Source organism: Paraburkholderia acidiphila (assembly GCF_009789655.1).
Taxonomy (GTDB): Bacteria; Pseudomonadota; Gammaproteobacteria; order Burkholderiales; family Burkholderiaceae; genus Paraburkholderia; species Paraburkholderia acidiphila.
Window position 1 is genome coordinate 269,144 of record NZ_CP046910.1, and the last position, 25,694, is coordinate 294,837.

The 25,694-nt window shown below is 60.6% G+C and carries 22 protein-coding genes and 2 pseudogenes; 16 read left to right on the top strand and 8 right to left on the bottom strand.

Features of this window, described 5'->3' with window-relative positions:
• Positions 1–33: 33 nt before the first annotated feature.
• A pseudogene (locus FAZ97_RS15665) lies at positions 34–1,006 on the top strand (NAD(P)H-dependent flavin oxidoreductase).
• Positions 1,007–1,375: 369 nt separating this feature from the next.
• Here FAZ97_RS15665 and FAZ97_RS35820 read toward each other — a convergent pair.
• Positions 1,376–1,741 carry a helix-turn-helix domain-containing protein gene (locus tag FAZ97_RS35820; protein WP_158759389.1) on the bottom strand — a complete coding sequence of 122 codons (366 nt, stop codon included), beginning with the start codon at positions 1,739–1,741 and terminating at the stop codon, positions 1,376–1,378.
• Positions 1,742–2,278: 537 nt separating this feature from the next.
• Between FAZ97_RS35820 and FAZ97_RS15675 the strand changes: the two genes are divergently transcribed.
• The 6 genes from FAZ97_RS15675 to FAZ97_RS15700 all read left to right on the top strand — a co-directional run bounded on the left by FAZ97_RS15675 (position 2,279) and on the right by FAZ97_RS15700 (position 5,773).
• Positions 2,279–2,593 carry a hypothetical protein gene (locus FAZ97_RS15675; RefSeq protein ID WP_233271769.1) on the top strand — a complete coding sequence of 105 codons (315 nt, stop codon included), beginning with the start codon at positions 2,279–2,281 and terminating at the stop codon, positions 2,591–2,593.
• Positions 2,594–2,635: 42 nt separating this feature from the next.
• Complete coding sequence (locus tag FAZ97_RS15680) at positions 2,636–3,184, top strand: HAD domain-containing protein (RefSeq protein ID WP_158759390.1); 549 nt, start codon at positions 2,636–2,638, stop codon at positions 3,182–3,184.
• A gap of 57 nt (positions 3,185–3,241) precedes the next feature.
• Positions 3,242–3,760 (top strand): 3'-5' exonuclease family protein, encoded by a 519-nt coding sequence (locus FAZ97_RS15685; RefSeq protein WP_158759391.1) that lies wholly within the window; start codon positions 3,242–3,244, stop codon positions 3,758–3,760.
• A gap of 62 nt (positions 3,761–3,822) precedes the next feature.
• Positions 3,823–4,431, top strand: a complete 609-nt coding sequence (locus tag FAZ97_RS15690) for a helix-turn-helix domain-containing protein (protein WP_158759392.1) — start codon at positions 3,823–3,825, stop codon at positions 4,429–4,431.
• On the top strand, positions 4,412–4,867 hold the full coding sequence (locus FAZ97_RS15695) for a hypothetical protein (RefSeq protein ID WP_158759393.1): 456 nt from the start codon (positions 4,412–4,414) through the stop codon (positions 4,865–4,867). The genes FAZ97_RS15690 and FAZ97_RS15695 overlap by 20 nt, the downstream gene beginning before the upstream one ends.
• 399 nt (positions 4,868–5,266) lie before the next feature.
• Positions 5,267–5,773 carry a 3'-5' exonuclease family protein gene (locus FAZ97_RS15700; RefSeq protein ID WP_158759394.1) on the top strand — a complete coding sequence of 169 codons (507 nt, stop codon included), beginning with the start codon at positions 5,267–5,269 and terminating at the stop codon, positions 5,771–5,773.
• Between the two features lie 422 nt (positions 5,774–6,195).
• On the opposite strand, the gene FAZ97_RS15705 is transcribed toward FAZ97_RS15700, so the two are convergent.
• Positions 6,196–6,456, bottom strand: a complete 261-nt coding sequence (locus tag FAZ97_RS15705; protein WP_199272136.1) for a DUF6471 domain-containing protein — start codon at positions 6,454–6,456, stop codon at positions 6,196–6,198.
• Positions 6,457–6,860: 404 nt separating this feature from the next.
• On the opposite strand from FAZ97_RS15705, the gene FAZ97_RS15710 reads away from it, so the two are divergent.
• The 4 genes from FAZ97_RS15710 (at position 6,861) to FAZ97_RS15725 (ending at position 12,658) form a co-directional block, all read left to right on the top strand.
• A complete protein-coding gene (locus FAZ97_RS15710) occupies positions 6,861–7,769 on the top strand; it encodes a PDDEXK family nuclease (protein WP_158759395.1) in 909 nt (302 codons plus the stop codon).
• 55 nt (positions 7,770–7,824) lie between these two features.
• Positions 7,825–10,260, top strand: coding sequence for a hypothetical protein (locus tag FAZ97_RS15715; protein ID WP_158759396.1), 2,436 nt, complete (start codon positions 7,825–7,827; stop codon positions 10,258–10,260).
• A 74-nt stretch (positions 10,261–10,334) separates the two neighbouring features.
• The gene (locus FAZ97_RS15720; RefSeq protein WP_158759397.1) at positions 10,335–11,873 is read left to right on the top strand and encodes an ATP-binding protein; all 1,539 of its coding nucleotides are present in this window, start codon (positions 10,335–10,337) and stop codon (positions 11,871–11,873) included.
• Positions 11,874–11,995: 122 nt separating this feature from the next.
• A complete protein-coding gene (locus FAZ97_RS15725; protein ID WP_158759398.1) occupies positions 11,996–12,658 on the top strand; it encodes a TniQ family protein in 663 nt (220 codons plus the stop codon).
• A 598-nt stretch (positions 12,659–13,256) separates the two neighbouring features.
• On the opposite strand, the pseudogene FAZ97_RS35825 reads toward FAZ97_RS15725, so the two are convergent.
• A pseudogene (locus FAZ97_RS35825) lies at positions 13,257–13,670 on the bottom strand (TniQ family protein); the annotation flags it as partial.
• Between the two features lie 1,985 nt (positions 13,671–15,655).
• Complete coding sequence (locus tag FAZ97_RS15735) at positions 15,656–16,504, bottom strand: hypothetical protein (protein ID WP_158759399.1); 849 nt, start codon at positions 16,502–16,504, stop codon at positions 15,656–15,658.
• Positions 16,505–16,891: 387 nt separating this feature from the next.
• On the opposite strand from FAZ97_RS15735, the gene FAZ97_RS15740 reads away from it, so the two are divergent.
• The gene (locus FAZ97_RS15740; RefSeq protein WP_158759400.1) at positions 16,892–17,206 is read left to right on the top strand and encodes a hypothetical protein; all 315 of its coding nucleotides are present in this window, start codon (positions 16,892–16,894) and stop codon (positions 17,204–17,206) included.
• A 604-nt stretch (positions 17,207–17,810) separates the two neighbouring features.
• Here FAZ97_RS15740 and FAZ97_RS15745 read toward each other — a convergent pair.
• Positions 17,811–18,296, bottom strand: a complete 486-nt coding sequence (locus tag FAZ97_RS15745; RefSeq protein WP_233271770.1) for a cytochrome b — start codon at positions 18,294–18,296, stop codon at positions 17,811–17,813.
• Positions 18,297–18,656: 360 nt separating this feature from the next.
• On the opposite strand from FAZ97_RS15745, the gene FAZ97_RS15750 reads away from it, so the two are divergent.
• The gene (locus FAZ97_RS15750) at positions 18,657–20,123 is read left to right on the top strand and encodes a methyl-accepting chemotaxis protein (RefSeq protein WP_158759402.1); all 1,467 of its coding nucleotides are present in this window, start codon (positions 18,657–18,659) and stop codon (positions 20,121–20,123) included.
• A gap of 165 nt (positions 20,124–20,288) precedes the next feature.
• Positions 20,289–20,723, top strand: a complete 435-nt coding sequence (locus tag FAZ97_RS15755) for a hypothetical protein (RefSeq protein WP_158759403.1) — start codon at positions 20,289–20,291, stop codon at positions 20,721–20,723.
• 176 nt (positions 20,724–20,899) lie between these two features.
• Here FAZ97_RS15755 and FAZ97_RS15760 read toward each other — a convergent pair whose 3' ends face one another.
• Positions 20,900–21,604, bottom strand: a complete 705-nt coding sequence (locus FAZ97_RS15760) for an NADPH-dependent F420 reductase (RefSeq protein ID WP_233271771.1) — start codon at positions 21,602–21,604, stop codon at positions 20,900–20,902.
• 103 nt (positions 21,605–21,707) lie between these two features.
• On the opposite strand from FAZ97_RS15760, the gene FAZ97_RS15765 reads away from it, so the two are divergent.
• Entirely contained in the window at positions 21,708–22,670 is a 963-nt protein-coding gene (locus FAZ97_RS15765; protein ID WP_158759404.1) for a LysR family transcriptional regulator, read from the top strand.
• Positions 22,671–22,702: 32 nt separating this feature from the next.
• On the opposite strand, the gene FAZ97_RS15770 is transcribed toward FAZ97_RS15765, so the two are convergent.
• Positions 22,703–23,536 carry an isocitrate lyase/PEP mutase family protein gene (locus FAZ97_RS15770; protein WP_158759405.1) on the bottom strand — a complete coding sequence of 278 codons (834 nt, stop codon included), beginning with the start codon at positions 23,534–23,536 and terminating at the stop codon, positions 22,703–22,705.
• Positions 23,537–23,838: 302 nt separating this feature from the next.
• Here FAZ97_RS15770 and FAZ97_RS15775 point away from each other — a divergent pair, with 302 nt between their 5' ends.
• Complete coding sequence (locus FAZ97_RS15775; RefSeq protein ID WP_158759406.1) at positions 23,839–24,834, top strand: LacI family DNA-binding transcriptional regulator; 996 nt, start codon at positions 23,839–23,841, stop codon at positions 24,832–24,834.
• Positions 24,835–24,848: 14 nt separating this feature from the next.
• On the opposite strand, the gene FAZ97_RS15780 is transcribed toward FAZ97_RS15775, so the two are convergent.
• Positions 24,849–25,595, bottom strand: coding sequence for an IclR family transcriptional regulator (locus tag FAZ97_RS15780; protein ID WP_158759407.1), 747 nt, complete (start codon positions 25,593–25,595; stop codon positions 24,849–24,851).
• Between the last annotated feature and the right edge of the window lie 99 nt (positions 25,596–25,694).

Consider the following 25,694-nt stretch of genomic DNA (forward strand, 5'->3'; position numbering starts at 1 on the left):
GGGCTTTGGCCAACGGTTGAGAGGAAATGATTCGTGAAAACACAACTTACTGAACTCTTCGGGATCGAGCATCCGATCATTCAGGGCGGCATGCACTACGTCGGGTTCGCCGAGCTGGCTTCCGCCGTATCGAACGCCGGGGGACTCGGTATCGTCACGGCGCTGACCCAGCCGACACCTGAGGCACTGGCGCGCGAAATCGAACGTTGCCGCGAGATGACCGACAAGCCGTTCGGCGTGAACCTCACGTTCCTGCCCGCGCGCAATCCGCCCGACTACGCGGGCTACGTGCGAGCCATCATCGCGGGCGGCGTGAGGGTTGTCGAAACCGCCGGGAATAATCCGCAAAAGTGGCTGCCCGTGCTCCACGACGCCGGAATCAAGGTGATCCACAAGTGCACTTCGGTTCGACACGCGCTAAAGGCACAAGCCATTGGCTGCGATGCCGTGAGCGTGGACGGTTTCGAGTGTGGTGGACATCCCGGCGAGGACGATGTGCCCAACTTCATTCTGCTGCCGCGCGCCGCAGACGAACTCGACATTCCGTTCGCGGCCTCGGGCGGCATGGCCGACGGTCGCCGCGCTGGCGATGGGTGCGGCGGGCATCAACATGGGCACACGCTTTGTCGCGACGCGTGAGGCGCCGGTCCATCAAAAGGTCAAGGGCGCGATCGTTTCGGCATCGGAACTCGACACCCGGCTTGTGATGCGTCCATTGCGCAACACGGAGCGCGTCTTGAATAATCGGGGCGTTGAACGGTTGCTGGAGAAGGAGCAGCGGCGTGGGCAGGAGATTACCTTTGCCGATATCGCGGATGAAGTCGGCGGCGTCTATCCACGCGTGATGCAAGAGGGCGATCTGGACGCCGGCGCGTGGTCGTGCGGGATGGTCGCGGGTCTCATCCACTATATTCCGACCGTCAAGGAACTCATCGATCGCATCATGGTTCAGGCCACGCAAATTATCCGGCAGCGTCTTCACGAAGCGCTTGCGATAGGGAATTGATCACTTCGACACTTGGATGAATACAAAGCCGCGCTCGTCGCAGATTTTGTATTCAAAACGCGTCGGTGCAAGTCATTTTGTTAACGCCAGACGGCTGGAATTTCGCGGCTGCCACGACCACCGAGAATAAAATTGCTTGCAAACAGTTCAAGGTAATTTGTTCCTTCGGCAGGCAGTTCAGGCGATTTTGTATCCTTTTCGTCACTGTGGCCGATCTTTGCCCTGCATTACTGAGAACGACACCCTATGGTTTTATAGGCATCTATCCCTTGGCTATGGCCATTGCTGTTCCACCAGGACGACGGGACACCTCGCAGTAGGCCGCTGATCGCCCACAGCGCAGAATTGGCTCACGGATGGCTGCTCCGCTTAGTGCCTCCGCCTCCCGGTTGGTTTGGCTAGTTTCTCGCAGAGTTCCGCCACAACGTCAGTTACCCAAACCAGGTCCTCTTCGCCAAGCTTTGTCAAATGCTCATTCAAGGTGTTTGCGGCATCAAGAGCCCTTGGGGAACTCGTTCCTATCAGTTTCGTGAGCGGAACTGCATAGATATTTGCAAGGGCAATTAGACGAGGCAGTGTTGGCCAGTTGGTTCCTCGCTCGAATCGACTAATGGTCTCTGAAAATACGCCCAACTTTGCGGCAACCTGCTCCTGCGTTAGACCAGCTTCGGTTCTGGCCAAAGCCAACGCGCGGCCCAACCGCCGGGCAAATTTTTCTTCATCGATTGTCGCCACAGGGGCATCACCTCATGTTGGAAGTCAACATGAATCGTCTACTTGGCGGCTGCTTCTGGTAACATCGCAAAATGTTGAGTGTCAACATATGGTGTTGATTTTCTCGACTAATGTTGCCCGTAGGTGGTCCGACTAGGCAAACGAGAGCTCAGATGCCCTTGCATCAAGTGATCCTCTGTCGTCTCAATTGCGTCGCGTTGCTAGGACTAGGTAATCTGCGTGCGCCCTGTTGCACGGGCGCGAGGGCGAATGGAGAGGCCGGAATGGGTTTCGTTGTGGGCTGCCTGTGGATTCCTTTTCGTCGAACTTTGCAGCGAGATTGGGTGCCCTCCGGGCAGTTCGGTGGTAATGAAAGCGTTTGAGGTAGTTGGCTGTATGTTTGTGACGAGTGAAATTAACCGTGTGCCCGCGCTGAACGTGCCTTTAGGCGGGTTGCCGGGCAGGGGGGTATGGTCAGCGGTCCAGCAGCTGCTACCGCGGGACGTCCTGATTGTCAGGGTTTCGCGGGCGCGCTCGCGGGCCGTCCCGACAATCGTGATGCTGGACCTGCGCGAGACGGCTGCGACGCTAGAGCAGTTCTTCGAAGGTGAGGTTGTCCTGCGCGACGCGGCCATCCTGAGCACGAAGCTCGCACGGGAGGTCAAACAGTGGACGCTCGAACCGCTTTCCGAGATCCGGGTGGGGGTGACCGAGTACGAGCATCGCGGGACAGGCAAGCTGTTGCTCACGGTAACCCGGTTCACGACGGCAGCGGGGCGCACGTTATCGGTGCCGTACGCCATGGCGGCAAAGCCCGCGCGAGGCAGACAGCTATGGCGCGCGAAGGCGCCGGCCGCAGCGGCCCGTTGCTGACGCGGAGTTGCCGTGGAAGCGCATCCGGACTCGGCGCCTGGCATGGCCATTGACGAGCCGGACATGCTGCCGCGCCGACGGGGCGCCATTGTGCTGTATCTCGATTTCGACGGTGTGCTTCATCCGGAGGATGTCTGGCGACGGCCGGGTTATGGTCCCTATGTCGCCACGCCGCCAGGACATGTGGTGTTCGAACACGCGGCGCTGCTCGCGCGCTGCCTCGAACCGTACCCTGAGCTGCGCATCGTGCTGTCCACGAACTGGGTGCGGGTGTTCCGCAGCGTTCGCAAGACGGCCCGCCGTCTGCCGCCGGAGCTGCGCCGACGCGTGGTCGGCGCGACCCTCCACGGCCGGATGGAGCCGGTGTGGTTCCGGTCCGTGCCGCGTGGCGTGCAGGTCTGGGGCGACGTGTGCCGGCGACGGCCTGCAGCGTGGCTCGCGCTCGACGACGATGATGTGGGCTGGCCGGCAGTGTGCCGGGGGCACCTGGTGCATACCGACCCCGTGCTCGGCATCAGCGATCCGGCGGTCCTCGCGCAACTGGAGGCGCGGCTTGCCGCGATGCATCGTCCTGAAGCGGGCTGGCCGTGATAATCCGCCGCTTATCACGGGAAGCGATGAGTGCGGGGCAAGATGGAATAACGGAACATGACGGATTCAGGCTTTCACGGCGCGTTGCTCTGGCCACTGCCGGGCGAACTGGAGGGTGGCTTGACGAGCCGCTATTTCATCGACACGGAATTTACCGACTTCCGGGTGTGCCAGCTGATCAGTCTCGCCATCGTTGGCGAGAACGGGGACGAGTTCTACGGCGAGCGTACCGACTTCGATCCGGCGTCGTGCAGTGACTTTGTTCGCGCGGTGGTGCTACCGCAGCTCGGCCAGTTTGAGGGGCGCGCGATGCGGTTTGAGCAACTGCGCGCGGCGCTGTCCGCCTGGCTCGTGAGCGTACCGGGCGATGCCGCGCCAGTGCTCTGCTACGACTACGAGACGGACCTGAACCTGTTCCGGTTCCTGCTGGGCGGCCCGCTACCGCGCGGCTGGAGAATCGAGAATATTGCGGGCCGTCGCGACAGGGAACGACGCGCCGCCTATTTCGCCCGGCATGGTGGCGAGCACCACGCACTGCATGACGCGCGGGCCAACGCGTACGCCTGCGCGGGGTGAATGCGGGATGAGGCTGGCAGATCCATTTCACTGTCTTTCGGCCGTGCAGAGGCTTTCCTTTCGTGAAAAAAACAGACGACATGAATGAGGCCGGGATGGCGGGGTTGCGCGAATGGATTCCACGATCCGATGCGCAGCGCGTCGCGCAGCGCCTGCGCGACCGCCGCAGGGCGCTGGGATTGACGCAGGTCGAACTGGCGGCCGCAGTCGGTGTCGCGCCCCCGACCTATGTGCACTGGGAGAGGGGACGGGTGCCCGGCACCATTGCTGCCGGCACCGTGAAGGCGCTGGAGGCTGCGCTGCAGATACCGGATGGCTGGCTTCTCAGTCAGGACGCACCGCTTTTGCCCGATCCAGTCGTCATTGCCGGCAATGTACCACCGTGCAGGGCAGCAGGATCGGCGGCACTCCCCATGCGAATTCCAGTCGCCCGCTGTGAACAGATCGGACCGCACGCGGCGCAACTCCGGAAGGCGCTCGGATTGCCGGCCGCGGAAGTGGCGCGACGCTGTGGCGTATCCAGCGTCACGCTGTCGCAGTGGGAGCGGGGCGTGTTCCCGAAGGCGCTCACCGGGCAACGGCTACGCGCCTGGGAGCGCGCGCTCATGCTTGCGCCAGGGCAACTCCTGGAATCACCAGAAGGAAAGGCGAATGCTTCGAATCACGGTTGAATTGCTGCCCGGCGGACGGGAAAGCGGAAAGCGTGTCATCGCGACGGCGGATATTGCGCGTGTGCGTGACGGGGCGCTCGCCGATTACGCGGTGGTCCTGGACGACGCGGTACTCGGTGATGTCGGAGAGCGGGCGATCGTGCGCAGTTATCCGAGATGGGCCACCAGCGTGTGGGATCTCGTTGCGCGCTGTCTTGCCGCCGGCCTGAATCAGGGTCGCGAAGCGTTACCGCCGCGCCCCGCACAGCCGGAGGTCACGGTTCGCGTGAACGACGCAGGCTTCCGCTATGTTCGTCTTGACGAAATTCCCGAACCCGCCAGAACATTCTTCGACCAGACGCTTTCCGGTTCGGGCATTCCCGATCACGGTTGCGCTTACGCGCACGACTGGTTCGACTTTATTGGCGGGCAACCCCCATCGAAGCTTCCTGTGTGATTCGCGCCCTTGACGGAATTGCCACGGCCCCAGGGAATCAAGGTACGTCTTTCGCGTGAAAAGCAACGGGCTGGGGTGAGCGCAGGAAGCGGCTCGCCGGCCAAAGCCACAGCTGGCCCGGAACGAGGTAACGCTGTCAGACGGTCGCAAGGAGAAGCATTAAGTTGATAGCGACACTCGACGAACAACTGGCTGGGCAGCTGCAGCTTGTGAGGGTTCCGGTTTGAAAGTCCATCGCAGCATCGGTCGGACCGGCAAGAATACGATCGATCCATCGTCGGAGGCCGTCGCAGCGATCATCAATGGAACGGAATGGTTGACGGCGCAAACCGTCGGCAAGCGACACAACCCGGACGCGGCCGTCTTGGCTGATCCTGACCGTGGGTTGGTGAGGAAGACATGCGAATCTTTGTCGATTGCGAATTCACCGATTTCATAGGATGCGACCTGATCAGCATCGGCCTCGCCGCCGAAGACGGCCGCGAGTTCTATGGCGAGCGGTCGGACTATGACGACACTGCTTGCAGCGGGTTCGTGCGCGAGGCCGTCCTGCCGCAGCTTGGCCGGCAGCCCGGCTGCGTATTCACGCGCGAGGATCTGCGGGTGTCCCTGCTCGCGTGGCTCGATCAGTTTGCCGGCGAACCGGAAAGGGCGTTCTGTGTTGACTACGCGGGCGACTGGGACTTGCTGATCGACCTGCTTGGCGAAGTGCCGGAAGGGTGGGAGGGGCTTCACGTGGGCAGTCTGGTCGATCATGGCAGGCTGGAAGCGTACTTTGCCGAACACGGGGGAAGGCATCACGCGCTCGTCGATGCCCGCGCAAACCGCTTTGCCGTCGTGCCAGACAGCGATGGCTACGCGCCCGCAGTGCCGATGGCGCAGGTGAAGACCCCGCGCATTTTCTAGCGGAGTGGCTGAACTCGGCGGGACTTGCCGGGATGGTGGGACGTCGACGTAGATGTGACGGGCGCGTGGAAAACGCGTACGCCCGCTGGATCTGTCATGTCAGCGCGCGAATACGCGCACGGCGTGAGCGTTCCCTGCAGGCAGAGGGGGCCGGCTGGAACTCACCCGCGTGGTGCGTCCGATGGAGCGGCCGCCGAAGGGAAGTGGGGAATGGGCAGAGGTCAGCGACCCTGTCTGGTAGGAGGGGGCGTGCGGGGGGACGTCGATCGCCAGACCTGTCGGCCCGGGTGCTTGTTGCGTGCAATGCAGGTCGTACGCGTTAACGGGTAGGAATACCCAGTCGCCGGGCGCACCTGCTCAACGTGGCCTCTTTACTCCGGCTTCGTCAGCGGCGCCTCCAGCGACGCGTGCATCTTCCAGACTCACGCCTTTGCGATGCCCGGCGTGTGGTGCGTTGGCACCGTGAGCGTGACTTCCGAGACCCCAATGGCACGCATGCATTGATACATGAAGGCCAGCTGGAATGTCCCGCGGCGGATTTTCTGTGCGATGGACGTTTCCGTCTCCTGGACGCCGTGCGCGGTCATCAGGGTGGCCAGCTGGGCGTACGTGATGTTGCGATGCATCAAAATCGTTTTGAGGGCCTGCTTCGCTGTTTCCGTATCGTCAAACGGTGCGCTCACGGGACCATGCGCTGTCGGATCCTGAGCATTGTGTTTCGATCGCATATTATCCCTCTATATACAACGACATGTCGCCAAAAAAATACACTTTAAGTTTTGTTTGGCTGTAAGGTGCCATATATGACATTGTTACGTTGTCAATGCACCCTCGAGTGCGTTGACAACCGAAAGGCGTTGAACATTCAACGACCGCATTTTACGGCGGCCGTTCGGGATGCGATAGCACCGTCCCCGGATGGCGCGGGGACGTCACGTCTCTGCGGGGCGTTGCAGGTTTTGGCCGTGGCAGTTCGCGCAGCCGGTGCTTGGGTGGACCGGTCAAACGCATAGCGAAAGGACCATCTAATCAATATGGAGTTCTGACGAAAGGTGATGCGAAAAAAAGCCGGAAGCCTGGGGGCACCATGAAGTCAGCGTCGCCCACACAGTCTGAAAAACAGCAGAGGGTGTTCCAGAAAGAGCGGCGGGGCACCGGCGACGGGCGCGATTACGTGCCCGGACGCGCCCTGCGGGAAATGGGTGGGGTCGGGCGTCTGCACAGGTTTGCATGCGCGCGTTGCGGTGGTCGTCAGATTGTGCTGCCCTCGGACGCGTCCTTGGCCGTTTTTCTTCAGGAGCACTGGGATCCAGCGACGTGCGAACTCAAGGAATACTACCCGCACCTGGATGTCGCTGAAACACAGAAGATCGCTGTGTCGCTCGATGTGCGTCATCCAAGGCTTACGGATGGCAGTCCAGCCATCCTGATTACCAGTCTGCTTGTCTGCAGGCGGACTGGCGGAAGCTATCAGTGGAATGCTATCGATATCACGTCATCGCGGTCCGCGCCGCGCGCGCCTTCGCCAGCCAGGGCGATCAAGGCCGCGTACTGGCACCGGGCCGGGGTGCCGTATCGAATCGTCCATACGGAGGGTCTCAACAGCCACAGGGCAAAGCATCTCTGGGATCTGTTCAACGTTGCAGAGGGGGTTTTGTCCCGCGGACTTACCGACGCAGAGAAGGAAGCGCAACAAGTGATCATCAGGCGATTTCGTTCCCGGAAGGACGCGACGCTTATCGAGCTTTGCCATGGAGCGGCTGATTCGCACGGGATTGGCCGCGCAGAGTGTGTGGCGGCGATGCGCCGGTTAATCGCACTGCGCATGATCGAGTGCTCGCTCGATGTACCGGTACTGCTTGCCCAACCGCGTCGGGGAGTCCGGATTTGTGTGGCGGAAAAACAGCGTGACAGCCACCCTCCTGCGCCAGCACCTGAAATCAGGTTGGTCAGTGCGCTGGTGCGATGGAAGAAGCAGTTCATGAAAAACGGCTAGCGTAAGCATCGACAGGACTACGCTGTGTTTTCCGATCTATTTAGGAGTTCTATGGATGAATCATCATGGACATGAATTCCCGGCTGTACGTAAACTGTTTAGGGAAGAGCCGGGCGACAAGATATATCGGGTCGTGTATGCCAGTCGACATCAGCAATCTGGTCGTGAGCCCGATGTCGTCCTGTGCCATATTTTTGGCTCAAAACTTGAGATTCAGTTCATACCCATCTCAGAATTTCGCGCCCGATGCATGCAGGACTACACGGGCAAGGGGCGTCTGGTGGCCGTCGACGCGCGTGACGATCCCTACGGACCCTTTCGAAGGAACCATCGAGCCACGCCAGGGAACGAAAGACAAAGTGACCTGAACTGGAAGCGGATCAGAGACTTTGTCAACAATTCCGCTCTTTTCTATCGAGCCCTTCGTAGTGGTTCTGACAGGAAAAACATTCTTCAGGACGTCGCGGACAAGGTCGGCCTCTGCCTGCAGGGCATAAGGAAGCTGCACCGCGAATACCTGCAGAGAGGCATGAGCGCAAGCGCCGTCGCCGCAGAGCTTTGGCGCAGCGGGAGGCGACATCAGCCGCCGCGCTACGTGGAAGGCGGGGATGCCGTGCCGACGACCGTGACGCGAAACTACGTCAACCGACCGGGAAGGAAGCCCTCGCGTGCCGGCAGCCACGCGGTCAGGACAACGGCGCTTGAGCGGCTCTTCGAGCAGTACATCGACATTTACCTCACGAACAGGTTCGGCCCCTGGAGCGTCGATGTCAGTGACGAACTCATGCTTGAAATCCGACGCTTCAACCGAGATGCGATCTTCCCGTCGACGAGGAAGAAATCAGGAAAAAAGGCGGGTCGGAAAAGCAGGAAGCGGTGGCCGAAGTCATCAAAAAATCAGGCCGGAAAGCGACGGCGATTGACCTGGCAGGACCTCGTAGATCATCTGAATTATGTCTGTCGCTGCGTTCACATTGCGCGCGATCCGACCGGCCAGATTATCGAACTCGAACTGGCACCGTTTGGCATCGTAAGCCTTCGTCAACTGACTTACTACTACCAGACCCGCGTTCCGATTGAAGTCAGGAAGATGCGCGATATGGGGGCGAAGCAATACGCCGGACACGGGCGGCCGATACACGGCCATGCCTTGCAGCACTCGGTTGGACCCGGCAACGAGTACATGATCGATGCAACCATCGCGGATATCTACCTTGTGGCTGCATACGACCGCACCGTTGTGGTCAAGCGCCCAACCGTCTATCTCGCGATGGACGTCTGGAGTCGGATGATAGTGGGATTTCATGTCAGCTTCGATCCACCATCGTTCGATAGCGTCGCCTTGATGCTGGAAAACATTGCGTTGCCCAAGAACGAACTGTGTGCCAGATATGGAATCCAGATTGACCCCAGTCTTTGGCCTTGTAATTACCTGCCAACGTCGGGATTCGTCGCCGATCGGGGCAGCGATTTTATGAAGAACCTGGCATGGATGGCCGTCAACAAGCTGCTCTCTATTCCCATCAGCAACGCCCGGGCATGGGATCCGACAATGAGAGCCCTTATTGAGCGGCGGTTCGGAATACTTCCCGCGCACTATCAGAGCGCGAGTTTCGGCGTGGTGGATTTGGATGCAGCGACGCGCGGGGCGCCCCGCTATCTGTGGGAGGCGACTCTGACGATCACGGAATTTATCAAAAGGCTGGTTCGCGCAATCCTGAGGTACAACCAGACCCCTATCGGGCGGCGCAAATCACCGCCGGAGATGGTCGCGTTGGGCCTCGCCGATACGCCACTGAACCGGTGGAACTGGGGATTGGAGACGCTAACCGGGTCGTTGCGAAGTCACTCGATTGATGAAATCCGCTGTGCCACCTGGCCGACGGAATCCGCAAAGCCGACACGACAAGGATTACAGTGGCGCGATATGTACTACACCTCTCCGTTCATCGAGTCCAATCTCATTCATTGCTGGAGGAGAAATTCCAAAAAAATGGTATCGATTCAGTTTAATCCCAATGATCCCTCCCAGATTATCCTGCCAGGCAATGATTCTGTTGAGTACGCGCGACTCGCCGGCACCAACCAGCAGTCACCTGCTGGATGGACGCTTATGGAGTGGGAGCTCTACCGGAACCAGCAAGACCGTCTGGACCGTGAGCAGCATCATGCGCTGCAGGCGCAACGCGTGATGGATCTTCTGAACAACGCGGAAGAAAACCAGAGAGCGAGACAGGAGCAAAAGATCGCGCTGCAGATGGCGGGGCTCGAGCACCCCATGCAGCAGGAGCGCGCTGCGGCCCGGAGGGGAGTCAGGAAGGATGCCGCGCGCGGTCCAGATTTTGGCCATTTCAGGAGGGAGAGGGATGCGTCCGGTAAGGCCGCTGACGATGTGGAGGCGAAGCGCGAAGCCCCCAAAGTCGCAGAGGACCATGGAGAAATCATCGAGAAGGCTCTGGAGAATTCACGCAGGATTCTTGACGGGAACTGACTTCCATTCATTGCAAGGTTTCATTAACCATGTGTAGCAGTGCGATATGTTTTTTGTGATCAGGAGAAACGTTCGTGAAAAAAAGTGGGGCACGTGGGGCGGCCAGTCGGGATGACGACGCTTATAAGCAAGTTCCGGTTAAACCAGGGGATGATCTCATATTGAGCCGGCAATGTCCTTCCGTCGAAGCGCTGTACCACGATGGTTCGCTGGAGCTGCCAGAAAACGCCAACAACGCGCTGATTCTGGCGCTTCCGCCCTTCGAATCGCAGGAACGATTTGCGAAGGCGATGACCGTGAGCTTCGCGGTACCGCATTCGGATGATGCGAGAAAGCTTCCAGCATCACTGCGCCTGCTGGGCATTGAACGCATTTCGCGTGTTCTCGCGCTGACCGATGCTCACCTCCAGCTTCTTGACTGGATCCATATTTCACTTCGTCACCGCTACCGAGGTCTTGTACCCCGTCGATCGTTAGGCAATATCGCACAGCGCAACTACAGGGAGACACAGCGAGGTCGAACGAAGGCCATCTTCACGCCCGACTCCGCACACGCAGACAGCATCTTTGTGCTCGGCATCTCAGGCGCGGGGAAGACGACGGCGGTCAAGATGGTGCTCAGTATGTTTCCCATGATTATCCAGCATACCGAGTTCCGGGGTGTCCGGGCGCATTTCACCCAGGTCGTCTGGATGATGGTTTCCTGTCCTCCGAATGGTTCGGTCTATACCTTGATGAAGGGGATTCTCCATTGGTTCGATGAGAATCTTGGCACGCACTATGTGGAAGAGATACGCAGCAGGTCAAACACAGGAGATCTGATCATGGCGGTTATCGACAAGCTGAAGATGCATCACGTGGGAATGCTGGTGATCGACGAGATCCAGTTTGCGGTCAAGTCTGCCGAGCGTGCTGACCTGATGGGCTTCATCACCAGCCTGCTCAACGATGGCCAATGCCTGTTCGTGCTTGTCGGGACGCCGGACGCAGGCGAACTTATCGAAGGAACGATACGCAATCTGAGACGGGTGGGCAGCCGGGCATACATTCCCTTTGAGCACTTTCCGGCGCCAGCGGACGCCAAGCGGCTTGCAAACAGTATTGTTGCGATCGATTTTCTGCCGGAGAAGCCCGACAACCTTGAGGAAATCGTCAAGACGCTGATTGAGGTTGGTGCGGGCTCGCCAGCCTTCATGAAACTTGCATGGGAGCACACGCAGTACATGGGCGAGCGGGCAGCGGAAAGTAAGGTTACCCCGGCCCTCGTCAGAGCTGCCGTTAAACAGGCCTTTTCCTTGGTCAAGGGACTTCTGGAAGCGCTGCGCAAGAAAGATATGGTGGCGCTCGACAGTTATCGGGACATGGCCGTTGAGCAGATGAATACGATCCGCAAGAAGATCGCCATGGACCGTAAGCGGCGCAACATGAAGATTGCCCCTCGCGTTGACGAAGTATCCGAAAATTTTTCAAAATGCGTCGCAGTGTTGCTCAACGTGGGGTGGCCCGAGACGCAGGCGGAAGAATTTGCAAGAGCAAAGCTGATGTCTGATCCCACGATTACGGTCGAGGGTCTGCTGCGTCTCGCCCTCGAAGGCAAGCCGGGAAATACGTGACCAGACAGAAATAAAAAGCCCTATTGGTCGACCACCATTGTGAATTCTTGCAACGATCGTGGATCGGCAGGGAAGAGATAGTGGAATGGAACTACCGATGCGGCCTGCAAAGGAGAGCGGGTATGGCGGTATATCTCGATGAACCACTGCCGGACGAAATACTGTTCAGTGTCATTGCTCGATACGTCGAGAACGCTGGTATCGAAAATGTTCCGGAATTTTTAAGGATACTGATGGGGGATGGCATGTACCAGCCAGGAAAGGTCGATCCATTCGCCCATCTGGTCGACGAAACATCCCGGGCTTGGGGAATGACTGCGCGCGACATAAGCGAGCGCCTGACGCTCGCTCCGTTCTATGCAGCCATCTTCGCGGGTGAGGGCCGTATGACGGCTGTCGTGAAAAGACTACGCTGCGCGCCGTGGTCCGGATACATCGCTTCTGGCAAGCCCGGTATCCGCTATTGCGAAGCGTGCTGGCGCGAGGACGACGGAAACAACTATCCCCGCTACTGGAGGCGGACACACCAGATCCCGGGTGTCGTGGTATGTCCCTCGCATCGGTGCGTGCTATTTGGCATGGGCTCAACTTATACCCGCACCCTGCTGCGCGCAGCGGCCCAACGCGATGGGGGAACTCCAGTGGTTGCTGGATCGTTGGAGGAGGCCAGGGACTGGTGCACGGTCGCGATCCTTGCCAGGCAGCTGCTCTGCGGTGATGCGCGATGGTCCCGGTTTGGGGGGGAAGGCCCGCACCGTGCTCTGCAACCTTACTCGGACACGTAATCGATGGCGGCGGCCTCCCACGCACCCACCATTCCGATCGGCTTCGAATCGCCGCAGAAGACACATCTCCGTAAATATCCGCAAAGTGACTATCGGCGAGTAATTCCGGATCGTCCTCGATACGGCGCACCAGGGTTGCAGCAGCGACGAATACTACCGCCGCAATAGAACCGACCGCGGTGGCATCCAGATTTCGTCGTAGGCTGACATCCTTAAATCGCCGTTCCCTTCGTATTGCTGGGTGTCGATCCAAGTATTCTCGACCAAACGTTTCCTCAAAAAGTCTCGTCAGGCACTTTTGATAGCGAACTCCTGAAAAATATCGCGACCTTTCTTCTAGGTATGCTCTAAATTGCAAACCAAACAGATCCGCATTGATTCGGACTCTTTGATTCATCAAATCATCTGAAATTTTTGCCATATGCAGGAGCGCCGATTTCTGGCTTGGCGACGGTTCAGCCAGAGCCGGTTTTCCACGAATTGAGCCGGGAGTTACAAAGCCATCCAAGGGCTTTTCGTATTCCCATTCCCAAAGTACCTCCGCATGATGAATGCAAATGACCACACCAGGCAATTGATGGGTGCGCAGCCAATGCAGTGGCTCACCTCTGCGCTCGCTGTCTGACAGACAGACGGGGCAATAACGATATCGATAACGCTCTGCGTCACGCCGATGCACTCCCGGCCTTCTACCGTCTCCCACAACTCGATCGAGCATGTCCTTTGCCCCATCCGTTGAGACAAATGCCGCGAAGTAAGGATACGTCGTCATGCTCTCGGCAATCTCTTTCGCAGACATCCCCCAGCACGCCTGGGTTTCCCTTGCAATCCGATAGGTCCTCGCACTTAGGCTCGCCCTTAACCGGAACGCCGACCCCAAAAGTAGCTCTAGCGCAACAGTCCGCTTTATCATCGGCCCCTGTCGTTCAAGGTACCGTGCTATTACACTAGAAAGTGGCTCGTCATCGAGTGGCTCATCCAGGTAAACTGCCAAGTCAAGCTCCGATGTCAAAAAGGACCATTTGCAGTCGCTCAGGCGCAGTCAGCATCTCAGGTTGACCCACGCTAGCGCTCTCCGCGAACTCTCCGCTGACGACTGAATGCCCTTGCATTCCCTGGTGTCGCAGCGGGCGGAAGAACCTCCGTGAGTTGTCCCAGCGCATGAAAAATATGGGCACCAACTGCATACGCCCTGTCCGGACAGCCAGCACGATCCACCAGTTCAATCCACCGGACAAGCTTGCCAGCCCGCTCTGTTCTACGACTCCACCAGCGAATTCCCACACGTCGTAACCGCATCTCCTCCAGTGCATGCGCTGACACCCCCAGCATGGCTATCACCTTGTGGACAGTGAAGCTTCGCCCCAGGAGTATGGCTGCGGCCAGCGCGACGTCTCCTCCTTCCTGGGTGTACCGCAGAACTGCACCGTCCTTGTCATGTTCGATCACAAACGACAGCCCGCAACTGCAGAGATAGTGCGGCACCCCGTCACGGCTTGGCCATGCCACAACCCGATGTCGGCTATCACATTGCGCACGACTTCCTGGACAGTCAGGAACGGCGGAGATTGACAAACGGTTACCGACATCCGTCAGCAGATAGCCGAGGAGCAGTGCACTCAGCGGGGAGCACGCACGGTCGTCTGGCACGTCAAGCGCGCGCTGCAATTCCACCGCGAGGTCGCGTGACAAGTTGACCGCAACAAGATATCCATTTCCAAGCCGTTCAGACAAGTCACCCGCTAATCTAGCGCTGTCGATTTTGCGTTCAACGACATAGCCACAACGACGGGCCATACTCATGCGCGGGCCACTTCATCGAACATTGGCAACCAAGGAGCGGACTATTCTGCGGGCGATGCAGTTGTGGCATGCAAGTCACATATGATGGAGATGCGCTCCGTATCACGCGATGGAGCGAGGACTATAAGCAGGCAGTGGAGACGCTTGCCGCGACTGGTATGAGCCGTAGGTTGATCGCCTCTCAACTGGATATCAACATACATGCCGTACACAGAGTTATGAGAAGCACTCGAATCGCGCCCGCGCGCGGAAAAGGCAAGAAAGTGCCACCGACTGTCGAGTGTCCTAGCGTTGTGGCGCTTCATGGACGTGGTCACAATGTTGACCATATGCAATGGGAGGACGGCAAGTTTCGGGGGAAATGCTGCTGCGGCGTGAGGATCGCCCTCGATAAGACGCCAGGCGGGGGGGATGTCATTCGAGTCACGAGGTTCGGTCCGCTGTATAGGCAGGAAGTGATTCGGTTGGCAATCCTTGGGATGTCAGGTTGCGCTATTGCCAAGAAACTGGAGATATCTGATGCGACGGTGTGTCTCTATTTGGAGATGTCGGGCACGAGAACCAGAAGGCAGGAGTTGCTTCGACGTACGGTGAAGTGAACCCACCATCGGCGGACGTTTACATGCGGCTGAGCGCATCCCAGACTTTTCCGGGCACTGGAGGCGGGTTATCCAGGATCGGGTCTGGCGATCTCCAATGACCGGCTGTGACTGATCCAGACGTCTGCCAGCGGCGGAGCCTAAGGTGAAGGCCATGCGCTGGAGTCGTGTGCTGCCGCGCTGCGGTTCCCGCCTGACGGTTGCTGTAACTGATCCTGCCGTCGTGAATGCGCCTTCGTATATGAGGCCGGGCAATGCGACTGAGGCATAGGACATATGGCCGCGCATGCGGGCAGGGCGTATCTCGCTCACGTCTCGAGCGCATTGCCGATCACCCGATAAACCGAATCGGGAATCTGCTGCCGTGGAACGTAGCATCGGCGCTGCTGTCCTCCTCTCGCGTCGATCCCACCGGCAGCATTCCTCATCTCCGTCGTTAACGGCCTGAGCGACGTTGCTGATCAGGTGCTTACGTATCATCGGGGGCGCGCTGCAAGATGTACCTCTTTGGCAGGTCAAAGCGGGACGGCGGCTGGCGGCAGCTCAAACTGGACTGTCCAACTGGCCACTGGCCGTCCCTGACGGCCCACTGCGGCTAGCTTTCAGGGTGCAACAGCGTATCTGGCGAAATATCGGGACGAATGCATCGAACTACAGCGAATTTCGGGGGAATCGTGACTGGCGCCAAAAAACTTGGACCTTGTGCAAACAGGTTAGCTTCGGGTAGCTTGGGAGCGAAAAGTGCATGATTTTGCTCTGGACCGATGAAAAGCGCGTCGAAATCTTGTGAATCAAAACCCTGACAATCGAATGTGCCACTAAAGTCAGTCATGTGGGCAATGCGATACAGCCGTTGCTTGACTTTGTCGGGGTCGTGGAATTGAAATTGAGAGAACAGGGTGCAGAGTGCGAACGATATGGCCGTGCAAACTGTGATGATTTGAGTGGGCGTTCTGGCGTAGGGTGGTACGTCGTCGGCGAAGTACTTGTCGAACAGCATCAAAACAGCCATGGTGGCGGAAATAAAGAATCCACCTGTAAATATCCATCGACCCCATGCAAAGATCTGGATAACAGACCCTGCAACGACCGTCATCGGAAGCGCTCCGGCGTCAACGCGAAATATTCCGTTCACTGTATCGATTGCGTTTGCTCTAGCAACGAATGCGATGGCTGCGATTGACGCTGCCCAGCCGGCGCGAGCGATCCCGAACTGCTTGAGTGGCGTCATGAATTTGTATTCAATCAGCCCGAGTACAACACCGATGCCAAAAGTCATTGCGACAAGAGTCATCACAAAAGCTGTGTCGGATGAAATGTATCTTCCATTCATGAGAATCATGATTGCGAATAGAATCACAATCGAAAACATTGAAACGACCGAGAGCGTTTGAATTCTTGATTGGCTTTCTTCTTTCAGGGTGGTTTGTTCTTTGTATGTCATGGTAATCGATAATTAGTCGCCAATTTAATTATAATGTTTATAGATTTTTCGGTTCCGGGCCGGATCTCATTTCACGATTTTCCTTCAGCCTGACCATCTCTCCATAATCGTTTCGCAGCCTACGCGGCGGCGTTGACTTCGTCTTCGGGCAGGTCTGTAAAGTGATGTGGCTCAACTCCGGCGCGCACAATCAGATCGACGGCAATCAGCAATAGCGTCCCGATTACGTCCGGTTCAGCCGGGCGACAATAGCCGAGTTCAGTCAGCCATTCGCGGCCCGTGTGACGCGCGATAAGGCTTGTCACGCTCGCTTGTACCATCGCGCAAAGAATACGATAGTTGGCTTCGTCATGATAGGTTCGTCTCCGGCGCTACAGCAGGTCTTACGTGGAGGCCGACCGTTTGCTTGCCTACTATGAGTTCGAGGCGGGGCCTGCAACGAACAGTGCGCTCACTCCCGTGTTTGCCTTCTTCAGCGTGCTGCATCGAGATGAGGGTCGCTACAGGCGGGACCGGATGGTGACCATGCATTTGCTCCTAATGGCCTCCCTGAATGTGTTCGGCTACAACCGTCAGCAATGCGGAACGGGGGAAATCGCCGCGCGGCGTCCATGGTTCAAAACCCACAAGTGCTCGTCAATCTCATTCGCTGGCTGCCAAAGCACGATCTGGCTACGACCACCGCTGTCCGACAAATGGTGAAGAACATAGCGCGGTATATGCCGGCCGGCTCCTCAACGACGACGCAATACGCCGGTTGACCATCCTCAAGGACACAACTACGCCCGCGGTGAGCGAATTAAGGCGAGCTTGCCTGGTATCGGGCGGCGAAAGCAACGGAATGAAGAGGGGGCGATTGACTGGCACAGATGGTCGAGCGGGCAGGGCGCAAAAGGAGCCTGAAACGCTGCTAGGAAAACGCGCGGTGCAGTCAACGCTACGTGTATGAGGGACGTGGCAGATAAAGGCGATATTTGGTCGTCGCGCTACGACACATAGCAGACTACGTCGCAAAGCCCGAGATGGGCGCGACTCGCGTCTTGCTGATGATGCCCTATTAATTGAAGGCGGCTGGAGGCTTGCCAAGACTGGCGAGTGCGGATATTGGTTCGCCATTCGATGTGGAGGGGCAAGAGGAAGCACGGAAGTTCACGCTTTCAGTCGCGAGAGCACGAGAGTTGGAATCGTCAAACGCCGCGTGTGCTAAGGAAAGTCGAGTGCGTGCTTTTTTGTCGCCCGATATCGGCACACATCGTTCTTTCGCTGATCGCGGCGATCGAAAAAGCGTCGTGACGACTCGGGAGTCTCAGCGCTTTCCCGCGCGCCCCGTCATGCGTCCGAGGATGTCGACACGCTGCACCAGTTGATGGTAGATCACCGCGAGCACATGCCCGGCGATCAGCACGTACGTGAGATACGCCAGCCAGTAGTGAACCTTCGAGCCGAGGTGGCCCAACGCCTTGTCTGCCGGCACGACGGCCGGCACCTGAAACAGCCAGAACCAGTTCACCGGATGGCCGCCGCCATACGAGTTGATATATCCACTGATCGGCATGGCAAAGAGAATCAGATACAGCAAGCCATGACCGATATGCGCGAGCTTCTGCTCGAAGACCGGAATGCGCTGCGGCAGCGGCGGCGCGGTGCCCGAAAGCCGCGTCACCACGCGGATCAGCGTGAGCAGCAGGACGGTCATGCCAATCGACTTGTGGAAATTCACCCAACTGCCGCGCGTCGGGTCGTGACGGTCCATCGTCGTCATGTACCACGCCACCGGGATCACTACGAACATGCACAGCGCGGTTAGCCAATGGAGCACGCGCAGTGTCAGGCCATATGTCGGGGCTGCGAAGGACAACGCGGAAAAGGAGTGCGGAGTGCGGGACATGGTCGGGGCCTTTTAAAGGTCGAATTAACCAAGCCTGCCACAAAAACGCCGCTGCGGAACGTCTCCCGCGAATGCGGTTTTGTTAGGCCTCGTTACAGCGCGCCGGTCGCCAAAATGACATTAGATGATATGTCAACAATAATCGCTCAATGGATTTCCCTTATGTAGACGCCGGTTGGCCTGCCGATAACTGCGAAATGTGATTCGATCGGTCTGCTGCGCCTTAGTCATAAGTTGCATTGTCAATCAGGAGTCGGGAATTCCATGTCCAGCATTTACGCAGAGGCCCCGCTCGGCGCGGCGCACGTCCCAGCCAGTGCAGTCGCCGAGAGCCCGCTCATGAATGCGCGCAAACGCGCCGATCGCGCTTGCGCCCTCGTCAACTGGATTCTTCTGGCGGGCGCTCTGGGTATCGGCTGGCACTTCGAGGCACTGACGCCCGTGCTCGTCGTCGGGCTGCCACTCGCGCTCGTGTCCACGGTACTCGCACTTGCGTTGCCGGGGCAAAAGATCACGAGAATGGGTTCCGCGCTGACCTTCATGGGCGGCGCGGCCCTGTTGATCGACGTGGGAGGCGGGCAGGACGAGTTTCACTTCGTGGTCTTCATCCTGCTTTCGCTGCTGCTCGCCTATCGCGACGTGCAGGTCGTGCTGCTGGCTACGGGCTTCATCTCCGTTCAGCAACTCGCCTTCAACTATTTTCAGGCATGGGGCTGGCCTGTCCGGGTCTTTTCGCAAACGGGCTTCGACGTCGTGGCGCAGCACTGGGCGTTTCTCTGGCTGCAAACCTTGTTTATCGCGGCGATTTCGGCGCGTCAGGAGCGCGACGCCAACATCGCGGGCGAACTCGCGGCCATGTCGGAGGGGATCGGGCAAGCCGCCGGCTACATCACGCTAGGCGAGCAAGCGAGCCGGCCGTCGAGCGACGTGGCCGGCGCATTTCACGCCACGCTCGCCGCCGTGCGCAAAACGCTCCTCCAGGTGCGTCACAGCGTGGGTGAAGTGGCGGAGTCGGTAGCCGGCACCAGCGCGCGCAACGCCGTCCTTTCGGATCGGACCGAACAGCAGCGCCGTTCGCTCGAAAGCATGGTTGCGGCCATGGAGCAACTCAAGCAAAGCGTGCACGAGAGCGTCGATCACGCCATGGCGGCCAGCGCGCTGGCGGGCTCGGCGAGCGAGGTCGCGTCCCGGGGGCGCGGGGCGATCAAGGCGGTGATCGACACGATGGGCGACATTTATCGCTCGTGCGAACGCATTACCGACATCATCGGCGTGATCGACGGCATCGCGTTCCAGACCAACATTCTCGCGCTCAACGCCTCAGTGGAGGCCGCGCGCGCGGGCGATCAGGGTCGGGGGTTCGGGGTGGTGGCGGAGGAAGTCCGCACCCTGGCCCAGCGCAGCGCCGCCGCCGCGAAGGAGATCCGCGCGCTGATCGGCGAGTCGGTCGAGCGCGCACGCACGGGCAATGGTCTCGTCGAAAGCGCGGGCAACACGGTAGGCCAGGTGCTCGAAGGGGTGACGCGCCTGTCGTCGATCGTTCACGAGATGGCGACTGCCGCCGGCGCGCAGCGCGCGGGCATCGACCAGATGGGCGAGAACATCGCCGGCATCGACGCGGCGATACGCGAGAACGCGGCGCACGTCGCCGACACGGTCGAGCAGGTCAGGCAGCAGCATCACCAGACGGAACTGCTCGCCAGCGCGGTCAAGGTATTCAGGCTGGATTGAGTGTCATATCGCGCCGCGATTTCAGGGCGCGACCCGGAGGTGTGACATGCCAGTCTGTCGGACCATTTTGTTACACCTCTTACGGCGTGCGGCCGGTGGCGTTACAAAGACCTTTCACTTTGGCCGCTATACTCGGTTCCGTCTCAAAAACGTAAGAGAACAACTATGTCGAAGAAACTCATCCAGATGGTTGCCGTTGCTGCGCTGACTGCTGCGGCCTCGCTGCCGGCGCTGGCCGGCGATATGAACAACGCACTGGGTGGCGCGCTTGGCGGCGTCGCCGGCGCGGCTTTGGGTGGCGCAGTGGGCGGCAGCACCGGCGCCGTGATCGGCGGCGCGGTGGGCGGCGGCGCGGGTGGCGCGGTCACCTCGAATCGTCGCGAGCGCACGGGCGCCATCATCGGCGGCGCGCTCGGCGGCGGCGCAGGCACGGCGGCGGGCAACGCCATGGGCGGCCGCACGGGCGGCCTGATCGGCGCGGCGGTGGGCGGCGGTGCAGGCTCGGCGCTCGGCGGCAATGTCTCGCGCTCGAACTCCTATGCCGACGACTATTCGCGCGGCTATCACGGCAAGCGCCACAAGCATCGTCACTACGACTAAGCTCGGCTTGCAAGGCGCAGCGCCTGCTGCGCCTCGTTGTTTAGCGCTGCCGCATCCGGCGGCGCTCGCCGGGCCGTTCAGGCCCGCGCGTCACTTCCTCTCTGCTTGAACTTGACGTCGTCCGCATCCGGGTCATGGCGATTTCGCGCCGTTTGATTCGGTATGCCAGGCAATCGTCAAGACTTTAGCGTGCGTTCATCCGCCCGCGGCTTACGTCGCCATGAACCATGCGGCAGCTCCTTGTCGCGCTCGGCAGCAGCGAGCGCGGCGCGCAGTTGCGTGCGGTTCAGCGGAACGCAATAGGCCGGCTTTGCGCGCTCGAAGCGCCAGCTATCGGCGAGCGGACCTGTGTCGAGCGCGTCGAAATCGAGCTGTGCATGCAACGCGGCCACGAGCGCCTTCGCCTCGTCATCGTTGCCCGCGACGGGCAGCGCGCGCCGCCCGCCCTCGACTTGCGGCCGCTCTTCGCGCGGCAAGTCGTACGCGAGAATCGCATTGAACGCCTTGACTACGCGTGCGCCATTCAGTTGCTGCGCAACGTGCTCGCTCGTGGCGGCGCGGTATTCGTCGAGCGCGGCGATGGCGCCGTCGCGCGCGGGGTAGTAGTTCATGGTGTCGATGACGACTTTCCCGGCGAGTGCTTCGACCGGTATTTCGCCGAGCGCCAACAGCGGCAGCGCCACGATCACGATCTCGCCGAACGCAGCGGCTTCCTCCAGCGTGCCGATCCCGCAGCCCAGCGCCTTCGCTTCTTCCGCGCGCGCCTCGGGATGACGCGACGACAGCATCACCTCATGGCCCGCCTGAGCGAGAAGCTTGCCCAGCGTCGAGCCAATCTCGCCCGCGCCGAGAATGCCGACAGTCAATCGATGTTCGTTCATGGGAATCCCCGTGTTTTGCAATGGAGACCCCAGCGTAGCGCCGAAACTCCCATGTGATAATTAGCCATCCGGGTGAAACACTTGAAATGATGGGTTTCTAATCGTGGACAAATTGACCAGCATGACCGTGTTCGTGAAAACAGCGGAATCGGGTTCGTTCACGGCGGCGGCGCGCATGCTCGCGATGACGCCGCAGATGGCGGGCAAGCACGTCGACGCTTTGGAAAAGACGCTAGGCGTGCGCCTGCTCCAGCGCTCGACGCGCAAGCACGCACTCACGGAAGCCGGCCGCGCCTATTTCGAAGCCTGCCGGCGCGTGCTCGAAGAGGCGGCTGCGGCGGACGCCGTCGCGCTCGCGCAAACCGCCCATCCGCAAGGCACGCTGCGCGTGACGGCGCCCGTCTCGTTCGGCGCCTTTCGGTTGGCGCATGAAATCAAGGCCTTTCTCGCGGCGTGCCCGGACGTGAAAGTCGATCTCGTGCTGAGCGACCGGCAGTTCGATCTCTTGCAGGATGGATTCGATGTCGCGTTTCGCATTGGCGCGCTGCCCGACTCGCAACTGGTCGCGCGAGCGCTCGCGCCTTATCGGCTCGTGCCGTGCGCCGCGCCCGCCTATCTCGCCGCACATGGAACGCCGGTGCATCCGCGCGAACTCGCACAGCACGTGTGCCTCGATTACGCGTTCGACAGCTTTCCGGCGCCGCAGACGTGGATCTTCAAGGACGGCGACACGCAGATCGAAATCGAGCCGCGCGGCCAACTGCGCAGCAACGACACGCGCGCGCTGATCGCGGCGGCGGAAGCGGGCGTGGGCATCGTGCTCGCGGGCGAGCCGAACCTGGCGCCTTCGGTGGCGGCGGGGCGGCTCGTGCCGCTGCTCGAGGCGTATGCGGCGCCGGTGCGGCCCATGCACCTGCTTTACGCGGATCGCCGCGCGCAAGCCTCCAAGCAGCGGGCGTTCGTGGCGTGGGCGCTGGCGTGCTTTGGCGAGGCGGCCAACGTCACCGGCGCGCGCGCGCCGGTGTCACCTCGCCTTCGTCGTTCTGCGCGCAAGCCGCGCGGGTAGCACAAATCGCGCACATCGCACACGCAGCGTAGTCAGGTTTTGCTACGGAAAGCGGCGTTGAGCGTCGCGCCGGGCGCCGCGCCTTCGAAACCGTCGAAACGCCCTTCGGTGAGCCGTTGCGCGGCGTGCAGGAAAGCGCCCCACGCAGTGCGGGCGAGTGCGCCGCCAACGCTCACGCGGCGCACGCCGAGTGCGGCGAGATCGTCCAGCGTGAAGACCGACTTCGCGCCAATCAGCACGTTCACCGGCTTCGGCGCGACGGCGCTCACGACGGCCACGATCTGCTCGCGTGTCTGGATACCGGGCGCGTAGAGGCAATCCGCTCCCGCCGCTGCATACGCCTGCAAGCGCGCGATGGCGTCGTCGAGGTCGGGCACGCCTGCCACGAAGTTCTCCGCTCGGCCAACGAGCACGGTGTCGCCGCCACGCGCGTCGATGGCGCGACGCGCGGCGCGCATGCGCTCGACGGCCACCTCGATCGGCAGCAGCGGCGCGGCGTCGTCGCCGGTCGAATCTTCCACGGAAAGCCCGGCGACACCTGTTTCGACGGCCAGGCCCACGCTTGCTTCGACGCCCGCCGGATCCGCGCCGAAACCGCTTTCGAAGTCGGCGTTCACGGGCAGGTCGGTGGCCGCGACGATCTCGCGCAGGTGCGCGAGGATCGCGTCGCGCGGCAGGGTGTTGTCGGCATGGCCGCGCGACCATGCGAACCCGGAACTGGTGGTCGCGAGCGCCTTGAAGCCGAGGCTCTGGAGATAGCGCGCGCTGCCCACGTCCCAAGGGTTCGGCAGCACGAAGCAACCGGTGGCATGCAGCGCTCGAAACTCAGCGCGTTTCTCGGCAATGGTGCGGGCGGGTCCTGACATGGCAAGTCTCCTCCTGGCTCGTAGGTGGGCGGCGGACGTTTGCGCGGGCATGCGCATTTTGTCGCGCCGCTCTTCGATTGTGACCGAATTCCCGGATTCCCGAATCCAGTGGGGCGCTGCTGCGCGGCGATTTCGTGAAAATATTAGGATCACGAATTAAATGGATGCCTACGAAGGCGGGTGCATTTGAAGGCTCGAAACCAGGGAAAAGAAAGGCACAGCCGTTATGATATGCGTTCTTTTTATTTTGCCTTCCAGCCGCGATGTCCAAAACCAGCGCTCCGAAAGCCACGCCGCCCCGCATGTCGGATGTCGCCCGTCTCGCGGGCGTTTCGAAGATGACGGTGTCCCGCGTGATGGCGGGGCGCAGCGCGTCGGAGGCGACACGCGAGCGTGTGCAGCGCGCTATCGACGAGCTGGGTTACGTGGCCGACGCAGCGGCCGGCGCGCTCTCCTCGGGGCGTTCGTCGTTCGTCGCCGTGCTCGTGCCATCGCTTTCCAGCTCGAACTTCTCGGACACCGTGAGCGGCCTGACCGCCGTGCTCGAGCCACAAGGGCTGGAACTGCTCATAGGCGACACCGACTACTTCCTCGACCGCGAGGAGCGTCTCGTGCGGCAGATGCTGCGCCACCAGCCGCGCTGCATCGCGCTCACGGGCGCGCAGCATACCGACGCCACGCGCACGCTGCTGCAGCGCTCGGGCGTGCCGGTCGTCGAGATGTGGGACTTGCCCGCGGAGCCCATCGACATGGCCGTGGGCTTTTCCAACGTGAGCGCGGCGCGCGAGATGGTGCGCTATCTCGCGGACAAGGGTCATCGCCGCATCGGTTTTCTCGGCGGCGCGGGCGATCTGGACCGGCGCGGCCTCGATCGCCTCAAGGGCTATCAGATGGAGATGAAGGCACTCGGGCTCGACAAGCACCGTGTCGTGCAACTGGGCGGCTCGCCGGTCACGATGAGCCACGGCGCGCCCGCCATGGCCGAGCTGCTCGAGCGCTGGCCCGACACCGAAGCCGTGATGTGCGTGAGCGACATGTCGGCGTTCGGCGCGATCATGGAGTGCCAGCGGCGCGGCCTGAGCGTACCGCGCGATATCGCGGTTGCGGGCTTCGGCAACTTCGAGATCGCGGCGTGCTGCTATCCGGCGATCACCACGATTTCGGTCGATGCCTACGGCATTGGCCAGCGCACGGGCGAGGCGATCGTCGCCGCCCTCGCGGCAGCGGACGGCGCGAGCGCGCAATATCCCGTCAAAACCCGCATTCAATACACCGTCGTGCCGCGCGCGAGCGCTTGAACACGTACGCGTCGTCAAAGCCCCTTGGCGATGCGCTGCGCCATCTCGACCACCGCGATGGCGAGGCGCTTTTCTCGGCGCGCATCCAGCCGCTCCAGCGGCAGACTCGCGCTGACCGCCACGCGCTTGCCTAGCGCCGTCACGCCCACGAACGCCGCGAAGCACGCAATTCCCGCCGTCACTTCTTCGCGCTCGTGCGCGAGGCCGGAGCGGCGTATCGCGGCGAGCGCCGCAAGCAGGTCGGGCTTGCGCGTGATGGTGTTGGCGGTCACGGCGGGCAGCTGGCGCGGCAGGATCGCGCTGACCTCGTCATCGGGAAGGCTGGCGAGCAGCGCCTTGCCCAGTGCGCAGCAGTGCGCGGGCAGCCGCGAGCCGAGATCGGAGATCAGACGCACGGGCCGCGCGGGGTCTTCGCGCGCGAGATAAACGACTTCCGCGCCATCCAGCACGGCAAGTTGAACGACTTCGTTATGCGTTGCGACGAATACGCTCGCTTCCTGGCGGAACACTTCCTGGAGCCGGTCGTGCCGCACGTAGGCGCTGCCGAGTTCGAACAGGGTGAGGCCGACGATATAGCCGTCGGCGCGTTTTTCGATCCAGCGCCGCCGTTCGAGCGAGTCGAGCATCAGGTAGAGCGTGCTGCGCGAGAGACCGGTGGCCTGCGCGATGGCCGCCGCGCGCATCGGGCCGGGCGCGTGCGCGAGCGCGTCGAGAATGTCATGAATGCGCCGCAGCGCCGGGACTTCGTAGGGTGAGGACATGGAGCCGCGCAAACAAGATCTTCCAGCAGGCTGGAAATACTAACACCATGTTGGACACGTACATGAGCACGTCGCCATTTCTCAGCGGCATCGTTCCTT

Excerpts from the sequence above, each read along its gene's own strand:
- FAZ97_RS15685 (WP_158759391.1), top strand. The coding sequence starts at position 3,242 with ATGACGGATTCAGGCTTTCACGGCGCGTTGCTCTGGCCACTGCCGGGC.
- FAZ97_RS15680 (WP_158759390.1), top strand. The coding sequence starts at position 2,636 with ATGGCCATTGACGAGCCGGACATGCTGCCGCGCCGACGGGGCGCCATT.
- FAZ97_RS15715 (WP_158759396.1), top strand. The coding sequence starts at position 7,825 with ATGAATCATCATGGACATGAATTCCCGGCTGTACGTAAACTGTTTAGG.
- FAZ97_RS15725 (WP_158759398.1), top strand. The coding sequence starts at position 11,996 with ATGGCGGTATATCTCGATGAACCACTGCCGGACGAAATACTGTTCAGT.
- FAZ97_RS15770 (WP_158759405.1), bottom strand. The coding sequence starts at position 23,536 with ATGTCAGGACCCGCCCGCACCATTGCCGAGAAACGCGCTGAGTTTCGA.
- FAZ97_RS15775 (WP_158759406.1), top strand. The coding sequence starts at position 23,839 with ATGTCGGATGTCGCCCGTCTCGCGGGCGTTTCGAAGATGACGGTGTCC.
- FAZ97_RS15780 (WP_158759407.1), bottom strand. The coding sequence starts at position 25,595 with ATGTCCTCACCCTACGAAGTCCCGGCGCTGCGGCGCATTCATGACATT.
- FAZ97_RS15675 (WP_233271769.1), top strand. The coding sequence starts at position 2,279 with ATGCTGGACCTGCGCGAGACGGCTGCGACGCTAGAGCAGTTCTTCGAA.
- FAZ97_RS15755 (WP_158759403.1), top strand. The coding sequence starts at position 20,289 with ATGTCGAAGAAACTCATCCAGATGGTTGCCGTTGCTGCGCTGACTGCT.
- FAZ97_RS15745 (WP_233271770.1), bottom strand. The coding sequence starts at position 18,296 with ATGTTCGTAGTGATCCCGGTGGCGTGGTACATGACGACGATGGACCGT.
- FAZ97_RS15760 (WP_233271771.1), bottom strand. The coding sequence starts at position 21,604 with ATGAACGAACATCGATTGACTGTCGGCATTCTCGGCGCGGGCGAGATT.
- FAZ97_RS15695 (WP_158759393.1), top strand. The coding sequence starts at position 4,412 with ATGCTTCGAATCACGGTTGAATTGCTGCCCGGCGGACGGGAAAGCGGA.
- FAZ97_RS15750 (WP_158759402.1), top strand. The coding sequence starts at position 18,657 with ATGTCCAGCATTTACGCAGAGGCCCCGCTCGGCGCGGCGCACGTCCCA.
- FAZ97_RS15700 (WP_158759394.1), top strand. The coding sequence starts at position 5,267 with ATGCGAATCTTTGTCGATTGCGAATTCACCGATTTCATAGGATGCGAC.
- FAZ97_RS15710 (WP_158759395.1), top strand. The coding sequence starts at position 6,861 with ATGAAGTCAGCGTCGCCCACACAGTCTGAAAAACAGCAGAGGGTGTTC.
- FAZ97_RS15735 (WP_158759399.1), bottom strand. The coding sequence starts at position 16,504 with ATGACATACAAAGAACAAACCACCCTGAAAGAAGAAAGCCAATCAAGA.